Origin of the sequence: Saccharothrix tamanrassetensis, from assembly GCF_014203665.1 — a bacterium.
GTDB classification, from domain to species: Bacteria; Actinomycetota; Actinomycetes; order Mycobacteriales; family Pseudonocardiaceae; genus Actinosynnema; species Actinosynnema tamanrassetense.
This window is the reverse complement of sequence record NZ_JACHJN010000002.1, coordinates 464,904-484,392: the sequence shown is the minus strand read 5'-3', so window position 1 is coordinate 484,392 and position 19,489 is coordinate 464,904. Positions and strand designations below refer to the sequence as shown.

14 protein-coding genes are annotated in these 19,489 nt (G+C 72.2%); 7 read left to right on the top strand and 7 right to left on the bottom strand.

What is annotated here, in order from left to right:
* Positions 1-510: 510 nt before the first annotated feature.
* The gene (gene eccCa / locus FHS29_RS07250; protein ID WP_184689427.1) at positions 511-4,515 is read right to left on the bottom strand and encodes a type VII secretion protein EccCa; all 4,005 of its coding nucleotides are present in this window, start codon (positions 4,513-4,515) and stop codon (positions 511-513) included.
* 254 nt (positions 4,516-4,769) lie between these two features.
* Between eccCa and eccD the strand changes: the two genes are divergently transcribed.
* Complete coding sequence (gene eccD, locus FHS29_RS07245) at positions 4,770-6,164, top strand: type VII secretion integral membrane protein EccD (protein ID WP_184689425.1); 1,395 nt, start codon at positions 4,770-4,772, stop codon at positions 6,162-6,164.
* A gap of 4 nt (positions 6,165-6,168) precedes the next feature.
* Positions 6,169-7,596 carry a type VII secretion-associated serine protease mycosin gene (mycP, locus tag FHS29_RS07240; RefSeq protein ID WP_184689423.1) on the top strand — a complete coding sequence of 476 codons (1,428 nt, stop codon included), beginning with the start codon at positions 6,169-6,171 and terminating at the stop codon, positions 7,594-7,596.
* A gap of 99 nt (positions 7,597-7,695) precedes the next feature.
* Here mycP and FHS29_RS07235 read toward each other — a convergent pair whose 3' ends face one another.
* From FHS29_RS07235 to eccB, 3 genes are all read right to left on the bottom strand, one after another.
* The gene (locus FHS29_RS07235; protein WP_184689421.1) at positions 7,696-8,823 is read right to left on the bottom strand and encodes a WXG100 family type VII secretion target; all 1,128 of its coding nucleotides are present in this window, start codon (positions 8,821-8,823) and stop codon (positions 7,696-7,698) included.
* Complete coding sequence (locus FHS29_RS07230) at positions 8,820-9,173, bottom strand: hypothetical protein (RefSeq protein WP_312864834.1); 354 nt, start codon at positions 9,171-9,173, stop codon at positions 8,820-8,822. Before FHS29_RS07230 ends, FHS29_RS07235 begins: the two co-directional genes overlap by 4 nt.
* Positions 9,174-9,255: 82 nt before the next feature.
* Entirely contained in the window at positions 9,256-10,890 is a 1,635-nt protein-coding gene (gene eccB, locus FHS29_RS07225) for a type VII secretion protein EccB (RefSeq protein ID WP_184689417.1), read from the bottom strand.
* A gap of 130 nt (positions 10,891-11,020) precedes the next feature.
* On the opposite strand from eccB, the gene eccE reads away from it, so the two are divergent.
* The 3 genes from eccE to FHS29_RS07210 all read left to right on the top strand — a co-directional run bounded on the left by eccE (position 11,021) and on the right by FHS29_RS07210 (position 14,922).
* Entirely contained in the window at positions 11,021-12,358 is a 1,338-nt protein-coding gene (eccE, locus tag FHS29_RS07220) for a type VII secretion protein EccE (protein WP_246440004.1), read from the top strand.
* Positions 12,355-13,083, top strand: coding sequence for a hypothetical protein (locus FHS29_RS07215; protein ID WP_184689415.1), 729 nt, complete (start codon positions 12,355-12,357; stop codon positions 13,081-13,083). The genes eccE and FHS29_RS07215 overlap by 4 nt, the downstream gene beginning before the upstream one ends.
* A gap of 282 nt (positions 13,084-13,365) precedes the next feature.
* Positions 13,366-14,922 carry a S8 family peptidase gene (locus FHS29_RS07210; protein ID WP_184689414.1) on the top strand — a complete coding sequence of 519 codons (1,557 nt, stop codon included), beginning with the start codon at positions 13,366-13,368 and terminating at the stop codon, positions 14,920-14,922.
* A 112-nt stretch (positions 14,923-15,034) separates the two neighbouring features.
* Here the strand turns inward: FHS29_RS07210 and FHS29_RS07205 are convergent, their stop codons facing one another.
* Entirely contained in the window at positions 15,035-16,135 is a 1,101-nt protein-coding gene (locus FHS29_RS07205; RefSeq protein WP_184689412.1) for a glycosyltransferase family 4 protein, read from the bottom strand.
* 64 nt (positions 16,136-16,199) lie between these two features.
* Between FHS29_RS07205 and FHS29_RS07200 the strand changes: the two genes are divergently transcribed.
* Together FHS29_RS07200 and FHS29_RS07195 are read left to right on the top strand one after the other, a co-directional pair.
* Positions 16,200-16,922: a PIG-L deacetylase family protein gene (locus tag FHS29_RS07200; protein WP_312864796.1), complete on the top strand. Its 723-nt coding sequence runs from the start codon at positions 16,200-16,202 to the stop codon at positions 16,920-16,922.
* Complete coding sequence (locus tag FHS29_RS07195) at positions 16,919-18,061, top strand: lysylphosphatidylglycerol synthase transmembrane domain-containing protein (protein WP_184689409.1); 1,143 nt, start codon at positions 16,919-16,921, stop codon at positions 18,059-18,061. The genes FHS29_RS07200 and FHS29_RS07195 overlap by 4 nt, the downstream gene beginning before the upstream one ends.
* Here the strand turns inward: FHS29_RS07195 and truA are convergent.
* Both truA and rplQ read right to left on the bottom strand, forming a co-directional pair.
* On the bottom strand, positions 18,027-18,818 hold the full coding sequence (gene truA, locus FHS29_RS07190; RefSeq protein WP_184689407.1) for a tRNA pseudouridine(38-40) synthase TruA: 792 nt from the start codon (positions 18,816-18,818) through the stop codon (positions 18,027-18,029). The genes FHS29_RS07195 and truA overlap by 35 nt on opposite strands.
* A gap of 56 nt (positions 18,819-18,874) precedes the next feature.
* Positions 18,875-19,444, bottom strand: coding sequence for a 50S ribosomal protein L17 (rplQ, locus tag FHS29_RS07185; protein ID WP_184689405.1), 570 nt, complete (start codon positions 19,442-19,444; stop codon positions 18,875-18,877).
* Positions 19,445-19,489: the final 45 nt, after the last annotated feature.

Below are 19,489 nucleotides of genomic sequence, written 5' to 3'. Positions count from 1 at the left end.
CGGAGCACCTGCGGTGACGGCTCGGTTGTCGTGTTCGCCGCGGTGGTCGCGCGGCTGTGGCGGCACCCGTTCCCGTCGTCCCGGAACGGGGCGGGGTGCCCCGGTCGCTGCGTGCCGGTTCCTCCTCGTGGTCTGCGTTCCGGCGGGATGTGCGTTCCGGCGGGATGTGCCGCCGGACGCCGGCGGGGTCAGCGCAGTGCGGCCACCTTCCCCCGCAGCTCGTCCGTTGCGCCGTGGTCCAGCTCGTCCGAGATGACCAAGGTTCGCCCCTACGCTTTCACGGGCTGCGTGGTGGTCGCAGGCCAACCCGCGTGTGTCACCGAGTCGGCCCAGGGTGGCGGCCTGCCTGGTGGCGGCGACCCGGTTGCGGGTGAGCCCGCGGCTGCGGTCGAACCTCCCAGCCCGCACGTCCCCGCACGTCCCCGCACGGCTTCGAGCGACTTCGAGCGACTTCGAGCGAAAGGCCCCGCCGCGGCGGGGCCTTTCGCGTGTCCGGGCGTTCCGCCGAACTCAGTCCGGCTGGATCCAGGCGACCTGGATCCGCTGCTGCCCCAGCTTGCGGGTGACCAGCGTGCCCCGGCCGGGGGGCTGCGGCGACGCCTTGAGGTTGCCCACGATCGCGCCCTCCTCCTTCGAGCCGGAGCCGACCAGGATCGGGGCCGAGATCTCCTTGAGCTTGCCCAGGATCGGGTCGTACAGGGCGCGCGAGACACCACCCATGCGGCGGACCGCGACGATGTGCAGGCCGACGTCCTTGGCCTGCGGGATGAACTCCGACAGCGGCTGCAGCGGGTTCTGCGCGCCCTGCGGTGCCACCAGGTCGTAGTCGTCCACCACCACGAACAGCTCCGGGCCCTTCCACCAGGAGCGGTTCTTCAGCTGCTCCTGGGTCACGTCCGGACCGGGCAGCCGGCCCGCCATCGAGCCGCGCACGTCCTTGACCATGTCGGTGAGCTGCGCCGACGACACCGCGTAGGACAGCAGGTGGTCCGTCTCGATGTAGCCCAGCATGGTGCGCCGGTAGTCCACCAGCATGATCAGCGCCTCGTTGGAGGTGTAGCTGTTCATGATGCCGCGGACGATGGTGCGCAGCAGGTTCGTCTTGCCGGACTCGCCGTCGGCCAGGCACATGAAGTGCGGGTCGGCGTCGAAGTCCAGGTAGACCGGTGCCAGCGCGTCCTCGTTGACGCCGATCGGCACCAGGTGGCCCCGGTTCGGCCGCTGCTGCTGCACCTGGGCCATGAAGTCGGCGTGCGGCAGCAGGTCGGGCAGCAGGCGGACCTGCGGCGCGCGCCGGCCGCGCCAGGCGCCGTTCACCTTGGCGATCATGTCCTGCACGCCCGCCGCCACGTTCTCCGCGTCGGAGGACGCGTCGATGCGCGGCAGCGCGGTCAGGAAGTGCAGCTTCTGCGGCGACAGACCGCGGCCCGGCCGGCCCGCCGGGATGTTCACCGCGACCTTGCGGTCCACGTCGGACTCGCTCGGGTCACCGAGCCGCAGCTCGAACCGGGTGCCCAGCAGGTCCTTCATCGCGGGACGGATCTCCGCCCACCGGTTGGCCGCGACCACGACGTGCACGCCGTACGACAGGCCCTGCGCGGCCAGCGCCTGGACCTGCGGCTCCAGCGTCTCGAACTCCTGCCGGAAGTTCATCCAGCCGTCGACCACCAGGAACGCGTCGCCGAAGTCGTCGTCCCGGATCTCGCCGCGCCGCTTGCGGTTGCGGAACTCGACCATCGAGTCGATGCCCTGCGCGCGGAACCGCAGCTCCCGCTCGGAGATCAGCCCGGTCAGCTCGGCCACCATCCGGCGGGCCTTGTCCACGTCCAGCCGGGAGGCGAAGCCGCCGACGTGCGGCAGGTTCTCCAGCGCGGCGAGCGTGCCGCCACCGAGGTCGAGGCAGTAGAACTGCACTTCCTCGGGGGTGTGGGTGAGCGCCATGGACGTGATCAGGGTGCGCAGCATCATCGACTTGCCGGACTGCGGACCGCCCACCACCGCGCCGTGGCCGGCCGCACCGGAGAAGTCCGCCCACAGCAGGTCGCGGCGCTGCTCGAACGGCTTGTCCACCACGCCCAGCGGCACCTGGAGCTTGCTGTTGGAGAAGAAGCCGGGCGAGGTCAGGCCCCGGTCCTCGGTCGCCTGCAACGGCGGCAGCAGGGTGTCCAGCGACGGCGGCTCGTTCAGCGGCGGCAGCCACACCTCGTGCGCCGGCGGGCCCTGGCCCACCAGCCGCTCGACGATGACCTCCAGCTCGCTGGGCTCGTTGCTGTCGTCCTCCTTCTTCGCCTGCTTGACCGGCTCCAGCGGCTTCACCGGCTCCTTGGGGATCTCGACGTAGTCCGGCACGAAGAACCGGGGCCGCTTGTCGCTGGACACCACGGCCGACGGACCGGCCACCTGGATGCCGGCGGGCCGGTACGGGCCGGACACGTACAGCGCCTTGAACCGGGTCAGCGGCGAACCCTGCACGCCCAGGTACCCGGAACCGGGGATGGGCGGCAGTTCGTAGGCGTCGGGCACCCCGATCGCGGCGCGCGACTCGGCGGCGGAGAACGTCTTCAGACCGATCCGGTAGGACAGGAAGGTGTCCAGACCGCGCAGCTTGCCCTCCTCCAGGCGCTGCGAGGCCAGCAGCATGTGCATCTGGAGCGACCGGCCGACGCGGCCGATCTGGAGGAAGATGTCGATGAAGTCCGGCTTCGCGGTCAGCATCTCGGAGAACTCGTCGATGCAGATGAACAGCGCGGGCAGCGGGTCCAGGTCGGCGCCGTTCTCGCGTGCCTTCTCGTAGTCCCAGACGTTCTTGTAGTTGCCCTTGGCCAGCACCTCCTGGCGCCGCGACACCTCGCCCGCGATGGCGTCCTTCATCCGGTCGACCAGGGTCAGGTCGCCCGCCAGGTTGGTGATGGTCGCGGCGACGTGCGGGGCCTTGTCCAGGCCCAGGAACGTCGCGCCGCCCTTGAAGTCGACCAGGATCATGTTGAGCGTGGTCGACGAGTGCGTCGCCAGCAGGCCCAGCACGAGCGTGCGCAGGAACTCCGACTTGCCGGAACCGGTCGCGCCGATGCACAGGCCGTGCGGGCCCATGCCCTCCATGGCCGCTTCCTTGATGTCGAGCTCGACCTGCTGGCCGAACTCGCCGATGCCGAACGGCACCCGGTAGCGGTCGCGCACCGGCCGGGGCCGCCACGCCTGCTGCACGTCGAAGGTCATCGGGTCGCCGTGCAGCCCGAGGAACTCGATCAGCGGCGGGTTGTTGCTCATCGACAGCGGGTCCTCGTCGCTGCCACCCGCCTCGACGCCGCCGACCCGGTACGGCGCGAGCCGGCGCGCCAGCGCCTCGGCCTCCACCACGGACAGCCAGTCCGGGGCGCCGAACCACTCGACGCCGCTGGCGCTGCGCGCGCCGAGCTTGCCGTCCTCGATCACCAGCCGCAGGCCGCGCCGCGCGGTCAGGTTGCCCAGCGACTCCGAGAGGTCCATCAGGGTGACCCCGACCAGGCCCTCCTCCAGGATGATGGCCTCTTCCCGGGTGACGTCGCCGTCGTCGATCACGATCACCACGTGCGGCTGGTCGGCCGGCGGCGGCGCGTTGCGGGTGAACCGCTGCCGGTCGCGCAGCTGCTCGTCGAGCATCTGCTCGACCTCGGCGAGCGAGCCCGCCATCATCCGCATCTGGCCGATGCCGTCCACGATGTTCGGGTGCTGCACGTGCGGCAGCCACTTCATCCACTCCCACTCGGCCTTGGTGCGGCCGGTGGTGACCACCGCGATCAGCAGGTCGTCCGGCGAGTGGAAGGTCGCCATCTGGGCCAGCAGGGCGCGGGCCAGGCCGCGCTTCTCGTTGATCTCCCCCAGCAGGCCGACCGCGGCGAAGCCGCGCAGCGCGATGGAGATCGGCAGGTCGGGCACCAGCGAGTGGGCGCGCACGAACCGGCGCAGCGCCAGCGTCGCGATCGGCTCCAGCTCCTCCACCGGGCCGGTCTGCGGCGGCACCAGGCGGGTCGCCAGCCGCTGCGAGCCGCGACCGGCGCGCAGGTGGCAGAAGTCCGGGTCGTTCTGCCGGCGCTCCCACATCCGCCGGGTGGTGGCCAGCGACCACAGCATCTGCGGGTCGGGGTGCACCCACTCCCGCTCGGCGCGCTGCTCGTTGGCGGCCTCGCGGGCGCGGTCCCGCATCTGGCCGAGGTACCGCAGGTAGTCCTTGCGGTCCTCGTTCATCTCGGCCTTCTTCTGGCCCTTGCCCGAACCCATGCCGCCCGCCATCATGCCGATGGTGGAGATCATCATCATGCCCGGCATGATCATCGCGGCGGGATTCTTGTTGCTGTAGCTGAACATCAAGACCATCATCCCGACGGACGACACGATCATGACGGCCGGCATGGCCTTCATCATGATGTTGCCGGGGATGATCCTGGGCACCTCGGGCGGTGGTTCGAGGTGGACCTCGCCGCCGGGCGGGCGGGGAGCAGCAAGGCGTGCCGTGCGCTTGAACTGCAACGTGCTCACCTAACAGGCACCTCTTCACACTCTCGTACCTACGCACGCGGGGGTGCGCCCACCAGTCGCAACGACACTATGGCGCATCGCTTCCCCCGGCGAAGGTGGGTCCGGCAAAATCGCCGGCGGACGTGTTGCGCCGAACCGCCCTGATGAGACGCGCGCTGCGGCCATACTTGGGGCCGCCCGGTGGGCGGCCGAGCGGACGAATAAGGTCGGCACGGCCCACAAGCACACACGTGATCAGGACTTAGGGGGCGCTGGTGGCGACCGGTACGACGGTGTTCAGCCGGGTTACGGTGGTTGCGCCGCGAACGCGTATCGACGTCGCGCTGCCCGCCGACGTCGCGGTGGCCGACCTGCTGCCGATGCTGCTGGACATGGCCAAGGAGGCCACTCCGGACGGTGGCGTGCGGCACGGTGGGTGGACGCTGGCCAAGCTGGGCGACAGCCCGCTCGACCCGAGCCGCACGCTGGCCTCGCTCGGCGTGGTGGACGGCGAGCTGCTGCAGCTGCGCAAGCGCAACGAGAACCCGCCGCCCCCGCTGTACGACGACGTGGTCGACGCGATCGCCGAGTCGGACCCCGACAGCTTCCGGCCGTGGACCAAGGACACCGCCCGCCGGTACGGCCACATCGCGGGCGCGCTGGCGCTGATCGTGGCGGCCGTCGCGGTGCTGCTGTCCGGCCCGCTGGTCGGCGGCAGCGGCCTGTGGCCGGCGATCTGCGCGGGCGCGACGGCGATCGTGGCCCTCGCGGCGGGCGCGGTGATCGCCCGCTCCTACAACGCGGTCGGCACGGGCGTGCTGATCGCCGCCGCCGGCGGCCTGCCGATGGCCTACGTGGCGGGCCTGTACACCGTGCCGGGCGCGATCGGCCGGCCGAACCTGCTGCTGGCCAGCGTCCTGGTGCTGATCTTCGCGTCCGCCGCGATCCTGCTCATCGGGCGCGGCATCACGGTGTTCATCGCGGCGGCCACCGCGGGCGCGCTGAGCGGCCTGGCGTTCCTCATCGGCATCTTCGTGGACCACCCGGTGGTCGGGATCGCGGCGGCCACCGCGGCGGTGTCGCTGGCGGCGCTGTCCATGCTGCCCCGGCTCACCATCCAGCTGGCCAAGCTGCCGCTGCCGACCGTGCCGGGCAGTGCCGAGGACCTCAAGGAGGACACCGGCTTCCCGGAGTACGCGGTGATCGAGCGGCGCACCGCGAACGCCCACGAGTACCTCACCGGCATGATCATCGGCTGCGGCGGCATCGCCGCGGTGTTCTCGGTGATCGCGGCGGGCGCCGACACCGTCTTCGGCCCGATCCTGGCGATCGTGGTCACCCTGGTCCTGCTGCTGCGCGGCCGGGCGTACGCCAACGGCGCGCAGGCGGTGGCCCTGCTGGTGTCCGGCATGGTCGCGGGCACCGGCGTGCTGGTCGGGTGGCTGGTGGAGTCGAGCCCCGGCGACCGGCTGCTGTTCGTGTTCGGCACCCTCGTGGTGGTCGGCGCGGGCGCCCTGGTGCTCGGGGTGATCTTCCCCCACCAGAAGTTCTCGCCCGTGCTGCGCCGCACCGTCGACGTGCTGGAGGCCATCCTGATCGCCGCGGTGCTGCCGCTGGCGCTCGCCGTGATGGACCTGTACGTGGCGATGCGCCAGCTGATCCCGGCGTGACCCGATGAACCGGACCGCACGCAAGGTCGCCGCCGCGACCGCCGTGGCACTGACCCTGGTGACCTCGCCCGGCGCGTACGCGCAGCCGGCGACGACCACCGCGCCGACCCGGCCGAACTCCGTTCCGCCGCCGGTCGACATGAGCTACCTCAAGCCGTTCAAGCCCCCGGCCGAAGACGTCAACTACACCCAGAAGACCCTCTGCATCACCTCCGGCACCGGCGACCGTCCGATCCCGAACAAGCCGTGGGGCCAGATGCAGCTGCGGCTGGAGGAGGCGCACCGCTTCGCCACCGGCGCGGGCGTCAAGCTGGCCGTCATCGACACCGGCGTGAACGCCAACCACCCGCGGCTCAAGGGCCGGGTGACCGGTGGCGGCGACTACGTGGAGACGGAGAAGGGCGGCACGTTCGACTGCGACGGCCACGGCACCGAGGTGGCGGGCATCGCGGCGGCGAGCAAGGACGACGCGACCGGGTTCGTCGGTGCGGCGCCGGAGGCGGAGATCATCGCGTTCCGCCAGACCAGCGACCACTACCACTTCGAGGACCCGGCCAAGGTGGACAACCGCGCCTCGGCGGGCAAGGTCCGCACCCTGGCCGAGGCCATCGTGGCCGCCGTGGAGGCCGAGGCGAAGGTCGTCAACATCTCGCTGACCGCCTGCGAGCCGCCGCACGAGCCGAGCGAGCAGGAACGCGAGCTGCAGGCCGCGATCCACTGGGCGGTCAACGAGAAGAACGTCGTGATCGTGACGGCGGCGGGCAACATCGGCAAGCCCGAGGACGGCTGCTCGGTGCAGAACGACAACCAGAACATCGACAACGTCAACGTCGTCGCGTCCCCGCCGTGGTACTCCGACAACGTGCTGTCGGTGGCCTCCATGAGCGTGACCGGCGTCGTGTCGAGCTTCTCCGTCTGGGGCCCGTGGGTCAGCGTCGCGGCACCGGGCGAGGACATCACCACGCTGGACCCGGCCGGCCAGGGCCTGTCCAACGTGCGCCTCGACGAGCGCGGCGGGGCCAACCGCATCCAGGGCACCAGCTTCGCGTCGCCGTACGTGGCGGGCGTGGTGGCGCTGGTGCGCCAGCGCTTCCCGGACCTCAACGCGCGTCAGGTGATGGAGCGGATCAAGGCGACGGCCCAGCACCCCGGCAACCCGAACGGCCGGGACCACAAGATCGGCGCCGGCATGATCAACCCGGTGGCGGCGCTGACCGCGGAGCTGCCGTCGGAGAAGGGCGCGAAGCCCAGCGCGCCGGCCCAGGTGATGACCGACCTGGACCCGCTGGAGCCGCCGAACCACACCCCGCTGATCGTGGCGCTGTCCGGTACCGGCGCGGGCGTGGGCCTGCTGCTCCTGACCCTGTTCATCGTCCACACCGTCAACCGCAACCGCGCCCGCCGCACCCCGGTCAAGCGCAGCGTCAGCTAGCTGTCGGGCGGGGCGTGAGCCGAGCCGCGGCGACCTACGGACACGAAGAACGGGCCTCCCGACCGGGGGGCCCATTCCGGTTCGTACGGTGGATCCGGATCAGTCGTCCTCGCCGACGATCGGCGGAGCGGTCTTCTTGGGCTTGCCGAACAGCTCCTCGGTGGTCCCGGTGATCCGGACCTTGGACTTGTGGTCCTTGTCGCCGCCCTGCTGGCCGCCCGCGCCCATGCCGCCCATCATGCCGCCGCCGACCATGCCGCCGGCCACACCACCGTGCGCCGCGCCACCGCCGCCGGCCGCGGCCGCAGCGGGTCGTGGCCCGGCTTCGGAAGGTCGGGGCTCCTGGACGGCGGTCGAACCCCCCGGCGCGAGCCGGGTCTCCGGCGCCGGGCTGCCACCGGGAACACCGCCACCCGCGACACCGCCACCGGGAACCCCGCCACCACCGACGCCACCACCACCGACACCGCCACCACCGCCGGGGGAAGCGCCGCCCGTCGCACCACCGGCCGGCGGGCCGCCTGCCGCCGCACCACCGGAACCGACCGCACCCGCCACCGCGGCACCGCCACCGGCGGGCTTGTCGGAGCCGGGCTTCGCGGGCTCGGTGAACGTCCAGTCCTGCTCCGGGTACTTGTGCTCCATCTTCACGTCGGCGAAGCCGGAGGCGCCCGACACCCCGTCGCACAGCCGCAGGAACGCCTCCAGGACGTCCCGCACGGACTCGTGGAGCTCCTTCGCCGGGTCGCGCAGCTCCTCCAGGGCCTCGACCACCCGCCGGTCCCCGTCCAGCGGCAGGGCGGCCGCGCCGGACACGGTGTCGGCGGCCTCGGCGAACACCCGGGACATGTCCTCGACGATGTCCCGGATCGCGTCGGCCGTCTGGTCGAGCGCGTCGCCCATGGCGTGCATGGCGTCGGACATGTCGTGCCCGGCCAACCCGACCGACTGCATGTGCGCCACGAAGGAATCGGCGTCCTTGCCCTGCCAGGCCGAGTCGAGCCTGCCCAGCGGCTTGGTCAGGTCCCGCGTCACGTGCTCGGCGACCAGCCCGGCCTTGCGCCACCGCCCGGCCTCGTCGTGCAGGTCGTTCCACGACCCCACCACCGGGGTGAAGTAGTCCTCCACCAGGTCCTGCACGCCCAGCCGGCGGCTGACCCCGGACAGGTAGTCCAGCTCCGGCCCGACCGCGGCGGCGATCTGCCGGCCGTCCTCGCCGCGCGTCACGAGCCCCCCAGCCGTCGGTCCGCCTTCTTGATCAACGCCAGGGCCTCTTCGTCCTGCGAGCCGTAGTGCTCGGCCACCTCGTGCAGGCCGCGCGCCGCCGACGCCAGCACCTCGCAGGCCCGGTCCAGCTGCTGGTCCAGCACGCCCGCCGCGCGGCGGTACGCCTCGGCGCTGCGCAGGGTCCGGCCGAGTTCGCCGAAGCTCTCCGGGCGCACCGGGGCGGAGCGCAGTTCGGCGCGGGCGCGGGACAGCTCCTCCGCGGCCTCGTCCACGCGCTCGGCGTACAGCTCGACCCAGCGCGCGTCCACGGCGATCCTGCCGGTGCGCGCCGGGGCGGCGGGTCGTGACACCTCGTTCAAACCGGACACCTCCCTGCCCCCTGTGACGGTGCCCGACCGGGGTCGGTTCCGCCGAAGGGAGCAGGAAGGCCGATCAGCCGCCGGACGCCTTCTTCTGCTGGTCCTCCGGCAGCTGGCTGAGGTTCTTCGGCACCGGGATGGAGTCCCAGCTGCGCGCCGCGTCGGTCCGGTTGAGCTGCGGGCCGTTGGGCAGCAGGCGCAGGATGGCCTCCGGGCCCGGCGTGAACTGGTCGCCCAGGCCCAGCGCGCCGCTGACCACGGTGTCCGGGATGCCGTACTTCACGCCGCGGCCGGTGACCAGGTGGATCGGGCCGCTGCGGAAGTCCTGGGTGGACGTCGCCGAGCGGACCACGGCCGACTTGCCGGGCGCCATCATGAACTTGCCCACCACCTCGCCGGTCGCGCCGACCTGGTTGATGTCCACGGCGACCGCGTCGCCGGGCACCGGCAGGGACGGCGCGATGGTGACCTGGGTGTGCTGGGACCTGTTGTCCGCGTTGACGTTCTCGGCCCGCCAGTTCAGGCACACCACCCGGTTGTTCTGGTTGGGCTCCAGGGTGTCCGGCACCTCGGTCGGGTAGTCCAGGAAGTCCAGCGGCTGGGCCGGCTTCTTGGTGTCGATGCGGGCGATGTCGACCCGCTTGGCGTCCGCGCCCTGCGCGTAGGCGGCGCGGATCAGGTCGCCGGCCGCCCGGCTGATCTCCTGGAGCGCGTCCTTCAGCGCCACGTAGAACACCGGGTCGGCACCGGTGCGCACGACCTCGATCACGTCGCCGACCTCCAGGTTGGCGCCGGTGATGTAGTTCACCTGGTCGCCGAGGCCGGGGATCTCCGGCGCCCGCAGCGGCTTCGCCTCGGGGATCGCGTTGAGCAGGCCGGAGCTGATCGCGCGGACCGTCTTGCCGCGCAGGTTGAGCGCGGTCAGCACGTCCGCCTTGGTCAGGTCCACCTTGGCCCGCACGGTCGACGTCGAGGTGATCTTCGAGTTCACCGGGGCCTTGTAGATCAGGTACGCCTGCTTGTCGTCGGTGCCCGCGCGGACCAGCAGCGCCTTGTTGCCGTCCAGCAGTCGGCCGCCGCTCATGCCGGCCAGCACGGTGGTCTCGAACTTGCCCTTGGACGCCGGGTTGTTCAGCGTGTCGTCCAGGTCGAGCGTGTCGCACACGCCCCACTCGGGGCCGATCCGCTCCTCCGGCTTGGCGGGCAGCACGTCCGGGCCGTCCGGGATACCGGTCAGCCTGCCCTTGGGCAGCCGTGCCAACGCCTTCTCGGTGACCAGCTTCGGGGCGCCGCCGGCGGCCGACGGGGCCGCGTTGAGCCCACCGGCCTGCGCGTCGCCGCCGCCGACGCCCTGCTGGGACTTGTCCGGGCTCTGCGTGTTGAGGATCAGCAGCCGGGCGGACGCCAGGTTCGTCATCGGGATCAGCTGGGTGGGGCCGCGCCGCACCACGTAGACCTGGCCGGTCTCCTTGCTGATCGCGATCTGGGTCTCGTCGTCGATCTTCGGGTCCGGCGAGAAGAAGCCGAACACCAGGAAGCCGATCAGGCCGATCACACCGAGGATGACGCCCACCGCGGTCGCGCGCGAGTGCGTGCGCATCGGGTCGTGCAGCATCACCGCGTCTCTGCGGACCAGGGCGGACTGCATCCTGCGCAGCACGAAGCGGTAGGCCTGGACCTGTGACTTGGTGGTGGGTGTTGATGCCATTCTCGGCTCGCTGCTCTCCCAGTCGCGGTACGGTCTGCACGATAGCCGGACGGCGGGTGGCGCGTGTGCGGGTTGGTCAGACCCGATCGGTCCACCGGCCGAACGCCGACGGGAAAGAGAACCAGATCGGATGTCCGTGACCACCCCACATCCGGGCCCGCCCAACCCCGCCATGGCGCGCGCCCAGGCCGCCGGGGGCGCCGTGCGCGCCGCCCTGCTGCGGGCACGCCGCCGCGCCACCGGGGCCAGCCTCGGCGCGCTGCCGGTCGCCAACCTGGTGGTCCTGGAGGTCGGCGTCGCGGTGGGCCTGATCCTGCTCGCGATCGGCACCACCGGCGACGGGATCGCGCCCGGCCTGATGTACACGGCGGGCGGCATCGTGCTGATCTCGCTGATCCTCGCGTTCACCCGCTCGCGCGGCCGCTGGCTGACCCAGTGGATCGGCCTGGTCGTCCGCTACAACTTCCGCGGCCACACCCGCACCGCCAAGCGCGCCGGCCCGGTGGAGATGAAGCCGCCGTCGGAGGAGGAGTCGTCGGTCATCGGACCGGACGACCCCAGGGTGGCGCTGCTGCGGCTGGCCGTGCCGGACCTGGTGGTGGCCAAGGGCGTCGACCACGAGCGCCGTCCGCTGGGCATGGCCTGGCACCAGGGCGCGTGGACGGCCGTGCTGCTGGTCGACCCGGCGCCCGGCCTGATCACCGCAGTGGGCAGTGCGCCGGCGCTGCCGCTGGGCGCGCTCGCGCCCACGCTGGAGGACCGGGGTGTCGTGCTGGACGCGATCTCGGTGATCTGGCACTGCTACCCCGGCAGCGCGGCGCTGCCGCCGAACTCCCCGGCGCTCAACTCGTACATGGAGGTGCTGGGCCCGCTGCCGGCGGCGTCCCGGCGCACCACGTGGATCGCGGTCCGGCTGGACCCGAGGCGGTGCGCGGCGGCGATCCGGGAGCGCGGCGGCGGCGTCGTCGGCGCACACCGGGCGCTGATCGGCGCGCTGTCCCGGGTCCGCAACGCGCTGGAGTCGGCGGGCGTGGCGATCCGGCCGCTGGACTCGGACGAGCTGATCCGGGCCGGCATCTCGGCCGCCGAGCTGACCTCGGTGGCGGGCTCGAACAACCCGGTGTCGCTGCGGGAGAAGTGGTCCGGGGTCACGGCGGGCGGTGTCGGGCACGCGTCGTACGCGATCACCGGCTGGCCCGCCAAGGGGATGCGGAACAACCTCAACGCGCTGACCGGGGTGCGGGCGCTGTCCTCGACGCTGTCCATGACGATCTCGCCGAGCAGCGAGCAGGGCCAGGTCGGGCTGCGCGGCATGGTGCGGGTGTCCGCCCGGACGCCGTCCGAGCTGGACCGCGCGGACGACCGGCTCAAGGCGTTGGCGGACAAGCTCGACATCACGCTGACCCCGTTGAACGGCCTCCAGGTCGCGGGCCTGGCCGCCACCCTGCCGCTCGGAGGTGTCGCGTGAGCAATTCCAGGCTGCTGGACACCCGGGGCCAGGGACGGGGCGTCGCACCGGAGTTCCTGGTCGCGCCGCAGCTGCTGGACGTGGTGTCGCCGTCGGGCGACCGGGGCGGCATGGTGCTCGGCTCGGGCATGAAGGGCGAGCCGCTGACGATCTCCGTGCTGCGGTCCGCGCCGACCCGCATGGTCGTGGTCGGCGGGCTGTACCTGGCGCGGCAGATCGCGCTGCGGGCCATGGCGACCGGGGCGTGGATCATCATCGCGACCGGCCGGCCGCAGGCGTGGCAGCCGGTGGTGCGGGCGGCGGGCAACGGCCCGGACGGTCGCCCGTCGCCGCTGGTGCAGCTGCGCCGGCTGAGCCCGGTGGAGCTGCCCCGCCCGTCCGAGGACAGCCCGCTGCTGGTCGTGCACGACGGCGGCCACGTGCCGCAGGAGCTGTTCCCGCCGCGTTCCCCGTGGCAGACGACGATGTACGTGCTGCCGTACCTGCACCCGCAGGCGGCGAGCACCGCGAACACCGCGGACCTCGTGCTGCTGCAGCGGCTGCCGGTCGGCCAGGCGCAGCTGGCGAGCCAGATCTGGCGGCTGCCGCCCCAGATGGCGCACCAGCTCACCACGTTGAAGGACGACCAGGTGATCGCGCTCGGCGCGAACCTGTGGCGTCCGCTGCGGCTGGTGACCACGCCGGGTGAACAGCAGATCCTGGGCGCGGTCCGGCGCGGCGACTGACCGCGCCGACCCGCTGACCGGCACCGACCGGCACTCTGACCCGCACCGACGGTGCCCCGGACGCGCGTCCGGGGCACCGTCGTCTTTCACCGCGCTGTCGTCACGGTCCGCAGTGATTCGTTCACAGCGCGAATAAGTTCTGTGGACGGGCCATTGGTCTGATGTTCGGCGTCTCTTCTTGCGCGGCCCCGCAGGGCGAACTAGGACTGACTCACCGTGTCCGACCGGTTTCGCCGGGCGAATCCGGCCAGGCGCCACCCTGCGAAAGAGGAGACCCCTGCCATGGGAGACGTTCGCTCGTCCTGGGCCAGACGACTGGCCGGTGCCGGTCTGGCCGCCGGCACGGCGTTCGCGGTGACCGCCGCACTCACCGGCTCCACCGCCACCGCCGAAGGCGACATCCGCGGCCTCGGCGCCGGGAACTCGGTGAAGGACAGCTACATCGTGGTGCTCAAGGACGCGGGCACCCACAGCGTCACCGCGTTGAGCGCCAAGTACCAGGCCAACGTGAAGCACACCTACACCAGCGCCCTGCGTGGTTTCTCCGCGACCATGACCGAGGCGCAGGCCCGCAAGCTCGCCGCCGACCCGTCGGTGTCGTACGTGCAGCAGGACGCCGAGGTGAAGCTCTCCGGAACCCAGGCGCCCACCCCGTCCTGGGGCCTGGACCGGATCGACCAGGCCGCCCTGCCGCTGGACAACTCCTACACCTACCCGAACGAGGGCGAGGGCGTCACCGCCTACATCATCGACACGGGCATCCGCTTCTCGCACACCGACTTCGGCGGCCGCGCCACGTCGGGCCGCGACACCGTGGACAACGACAACGACTCCACCGACTGCAACGGCCACGGCACGCACGTCGCGGGCACCGTCGGCGGCACCAAGTACGGCGTGGCGAAGAAGGCCAAGCTGGTCGGCGTCCGGGTGCTCAACTGCGCCGGGTCCGGCACCTACGCGGGCGTCATCGCGGGCATCGACTGGGTGACGGCGAACGCGGTCAAGCCGGCCGTGGCCAACATGTCGCTGGGCGGCGGCGCGGACGCGACCGTCGACCAGGCGGTCCGCAACTCCATCGCGGCGGGCGTGACCTACGGCCTGGCGGCGGGCAACGACACCGGCGCGAACGCGTGCAACACCACGCCCGCGCGCACCACCGAGGGCATCACCGTCGGCTCGACCACGAACACCGACGCGCGCTCGTCGTTCTCGAACATCGGCACCTGCCTGGACATCTTCGCGCCGGGCTCGAACATCACGTCGGCCTGGTACACCGACGACGCGGCCACCAACACCATCAGCGGCACCTCCATGGCCACCCCGCACGTGGTCGGCGCGGCGGCGGTCTACCTGGCCGCGAACCCCTCGGCGACCCCGCAGCAGGTCCGGGACGCCCTGGTCGACGGCGCCACCAACGGCGTGGTGACCGGTGCCGGCACCGGCTCGCCCAACAAGCTGCTGCGACTGGTCGGCACCACCCCGCCGCCCACCGGCTGCCCGGCGAAGACCAACGCCACCGACGTGAACGTCCCGGACCAGGGCACCGGCGCCAGCACCATCACCATCGCCGACTGCGCGGGCAAGGCCGGCTCGGCCGCCACGGTGGAGGTGCACGTCAAGCACACCTACCGCGGTGACCTGTCGATCGACCTGGTCACGCCGAGCGGTGCGGTCAAGCAGCTCAAGGTGACCAGCGGCTCCGACGGCGCGGACAACGTCGACGCCACCTACGCGCTGAACCTGTCGGCGGAGAACGCGAACGGCAACTGGCAGCTCCGGGTGCGCGACGCGTACAGCCAGGACACCGGCTACATCGACACCTGGACGCTCGACCTGTAACGGAGCAGCCGTCCGGAACGAGCCACCCAACGCGGTCCCTCACCCACTTCCGCCGGGTGAGGGACCGCTCCTCGTCGGGTGAGCCGTGGGTCCGGCAACGCCGCCCGACCGCCTAACACCGCCGCCCGGCAGCCTCTTCGGCGTGCACCGCGCGGTCCCGGCACGCCCGCAGCGCCTCCAGCACCCGCGGCCACGTGCAAGGCGGGTCGGTGTCGCGGTTGTGCGCGGCGATGCGGCGACGTTCCTCGTGGTCGCCGGCCAACCGCACCAGAGCCCCGACGAGATCGTCGGACAGCAGCCCCTCCACGCCGTCCCGCACGAAGTCCGCCACCCCGGTCCCCGGCCGCGCGATCACCGGCACCCCGGCCGTGCGCGCCTCCAGCGCCGCCAGCCCGAACGCCTCGGCGACCGTCGGGTTGACGAACACGTCCGCGCCGGACAGCAGCCGCCTGATCGCTTCGCGGTCCAGCCGCCCCGGCAACGTCACCCAGTCCATCCCGTGCCGCCGCAGGTACCGCCGCATCGCGGGCATCTGCGGCCCGGCCCCGACCACGGTCGCCCGCAGGTCGCCGATTTGCTCCCGCGCCTCGCGCAGCACGGACAGCAGGTGCATCGGCTGCTTCCGCGACGCCAGCCGCCCCACGGACACGACGTGCAGCGCGTCGTCCGGCCGCTGCTCCGCGACGCCCCGCCACAGCACCGGCGTGATGCCGTTGGGCACCACCGACACCTCGGCACCCGGCAGCGCCGCCCGCATCCGCTCGGCGGCGGCCGTGCTGACCGCGCCCCAGACCAACGGCCCGCGGCACCAGCCCTCCCACCGGTCCAGCCGGCGGTAGATGCGCTGCACCAACGGATCCCACATGCTGTGCACGACGGCGACCGTCGGCAGGCCCGACCTCAGCGCCGAGCTGATGCCGGACCACGCGAACGGTGAGACGGCGCCCACGTGCACGTAGACCACCTCCGGCCGCACGTCGGCCAGCAGGCGGTCCAAATGGCTGCCCGCGCGGGGGTGCACCGGTAGGTTGCCGGGAAGGCGCATGGCCACCCGGTGCACGGTGTAACCGGGTGGCTGTTCGGCGTCACGGGTGGCGGTGACGACGTGCACCCGTGCACCGGCCCGGCTTTGTGCGTCGGCCAGGCCGGCGACCTGCACCTCGATCCCGCCCAGGCGCGGGAGGAAGCAGTCGGTGACATGGATGATCGACACGGGTACTCCCGTCGGGCCGCCGAACAGATCAACTGACACTCTTACACCTGTGAGCCGAACGTGCGTGTTCTTTCACGCCCACCCAGATGACGAAGCCCTGTTGACCGGCGGGACGATGGCGCGGCTCGCGGCGGAGGGGCACCGGGTCGTGCTCGTCGTGGCGACCGCGGGGGAGCTCGGGCTTTCGGCGTCACAGCAGGACTTGGGCGTGGTGCGGACGCGGGAGGCGCACGTGTCGGCGAAGGCGCTGGGCTGCGCGCGCGTCGAGTTCCTCGGCTACCGGGACTCGGGGCTGGAGGGGACGCGGGGGTTCGCGCGAGCCGACGTGGCGGAGGCCGCGGGCCGGCTGGCGGAACTGCTGCACGAGGAGCGCGCGGACCTGCTCACCACCTACGACCCGACCGGCGGCTACGGGCACCCGGACCACGTGCAGGTGCACCGCGTGGGCGCGCTGGCGGCGGAACTCGCGGGCACACTGAGGGTGTGGGAGGCGACGGTCGACCGGACCCTGCTGCTGCGCGGGCTGCGGCTGGCCAGGCTGGCTCGCCGCTTCGACCTGACCCCGTTCAAGTCGGCGTACACCCCGCGCGCGGACATCACCCACACGGTGAACGTACGGCGCTACACCGACCAGAAGAGAGCCGCCTTGGCCGCCCACGCGACGCAGACCACCGGCGGCGACCAGACCAGGACCCTGACCGCCCTGCTGAGCCTGCCGAAACCACTGTTCCGCCTGGTCATGGGCACCGAGTGGTACATCGAACGCAAACGTTTGCGAGCCCGGTGAGCCCCGAATCAGAACCCCGCACAGCCGAACCGGGCACCGCCGAACCACGCACCGCCGGACCGGGCGCTACCGAACCGGCCCCGACCGAAGCCCGCACAGCCGAACCAGGCGCTACCGAAGCCCGCACAGCCGAACCGGACTCAGCCGAGCCGGGTACCGGTGCACGTCCCGCGCGGGTCGGCCCTCCGTCGAAGTCCCGCCGCCGGACCTGGCTGCGCGCCATCGCCTCCGCCGCATCGCTGGCCCTGGCCGCCTGGCTGGTCATCGCCCTGATCCCCACCATCGGCGGCGTCGGCTGGACGGCCATCGGCGAACGCCTCACCGACGTCGGCCCGGTCACCCTGCTCGGCCTCACCGCGCTCTGGCTGGCCGGCCTCTGGACCTACACCTACGTGCTCACCGGCTCGCTCCCCGGCCTGCGCAACACCCAGGCGTTCAGCCTCAACGCGGCCGGCAGCGCGGTCAGCAACCTGCTCCCGTTCGGCGGCGCGGCGGGCGTGGCGGTCACCGCGATGATGGCCGCGAGCTGGGGCCACACCGCCCGCGCGATCACCACCTCCACCATCGTCAGCGGCCTGTGGAACGCCCTGTTCCGGGTCACCCTCCCGCTGGTCGCGCTGGCCGTCCAAGGCGCGGCGGTCCTCGGCCGCGGCGTGCTGGCCGGCACCCTGGCCACCGCCGGCGCCCTGGTCGTGGCCACCGTCCTGCTGACCCGGCTGCGCTGGCTGGGCGGCCTGCTCAAGGGGCGGGCCGGTCGCTTCCTGGTCCGCCTGCACGGGGAGACCGCCCAGGTGATCCGGAACGGCTGGGTCGGCATGACCGCGGGCATGACCGCCTACCTGGTGCTCCAGGCCCTGCTGCTGTGGTGCTGCCTGGCCGTCACCGGCACCCAGCTGCCGATCCCCGCGCTGATCGCCGCGTTCGCGGTCAGCCGCCTGCTCACCCTCGCGGTGATCACGCCGGGCGGGTTCGGGGTCAGCGAGAACGGCACGATCGCGCTGCTGGTCGCGTTGGGCACGCCCGCCGCCCCGGCGGTCGCCGGGGTGCTGCTGTTCGCGTTCTTCACCTACCTCATGGAAATCCCGATGGGCGGTGTGGTGTGGCTCAGCTGGTCGGTGCGACGCGCACGTTCCGCGTGACCAGCGCCCGCGCGGCCAGGTCCGCGTCGTCGGGGTAGTCCACCCGCACGAGCGACAGGCCGTGCGGCGGCGCGACCGTCACCTCGCTCGACCTCGCGGACAGCGAGAGCAGGGAAGCGGGCCACGCAACGGGTTTGCGCCCCTCGCCGACGGCCAGCAGCGCCCCCACCAGGCTGCGCACCATCGAGTGGCAGAACGCGTCCGCCGACACGTGGGCGGTCAGCACGTCCCCGGAGCGCTGCCACGCCAGCCGCTGCAACTCGCGGATCGTGGTGGCCCCTTCACGCCGCCGGCAGAACGCGCAGAAGTCCCGCTCCCCCAACAACAACGCGGAAGCCTCGTTCAGCGCCTCCACGTCCAGCGGACGAGGCCACGCCAAGGTGTCCAGGCGCCGCAACGGATGCGCCCCGAAGGCCGCGTCCGTCACCCGGTACTCGTAGTGCCGCCGCAAGGCGGTGAACCGCGCGTCGAAAGCGGGCGGCATTACCCGCGCCGAGAACACCCGCACGTCGGCGGGCAGCGCACGGGCCAACCGGCGGGGCAGCGCGTCGACGTCCACTGTGGATGGCAGGTCGACGTGCGCCACCTGGCCGGACGCGTGCACGCCGGCGTCGGTCCGACCCGCCACGGTGAGGTCCACGTCCTCCCGCAGCACCATCGACATGGTGTCCTCCAGCACCCCGCACACCGTGCGCCGCGACGGCTGCCGCGCCCACCCGGAGAACTCGGTGCCGTCGTAGGCCAGGTCCAAGCGCACACGAACGAGCCCGTCGCCCCCGGTGGGGACGACGGGCTCGTCGGCGAACAGGTCCGTCAGGACTCGTCCTTCTTGCCCTCGGCCTTCGGCGCGTCGTCCTCGGCGCCCTCGGCGGGCTCCTCGGCGGCGTCCTTGGTGGCCGACTCGGGCGCGTCCGCGTCCTGGTCGGCGGCCTTGGTCTCCTCGTCCGCGGCCGGAGCGGCGGCCTTGGCGGCCTCGTCCTTGGCGAACTTGGTCTTGCGGGCGCGCTCGGCCTCGGCGGTGACGGTCTGCTCCTGCACCAGCTCGATCACGGCCATGGGGGCGTTGTCGCCCTTGCGCGGCAGCGTCTTGGTGATGCGGGTGTAGCCGCCCGGCCGACCCGCGAACTGCGGGCCGATCTCGGCGAACAGCTTGTGCACGATGTCCTTGTCGCGGATGACCTTGAGGATCTCGCGACGGTTGTGCAGGTCGCCGACCTTGGCCTTGCTGATCAGCTTCTCGGCGTACGGGCGCAGCCGCTTGGCCTTCGCCTCCGTGGTCGTGATCCGACCATGGGTGAACAGCGAAGTGGCCAGGTTGGCCAGCATGAGGCGCTCGTGGGCCGGCGAGCCCCCGAGACGGGGCCCCTTGGTGGGGGTAGGCATCGAATTGCTCCTCGGATTACTTTCTGATCCTCTGCTCCGGCCCGG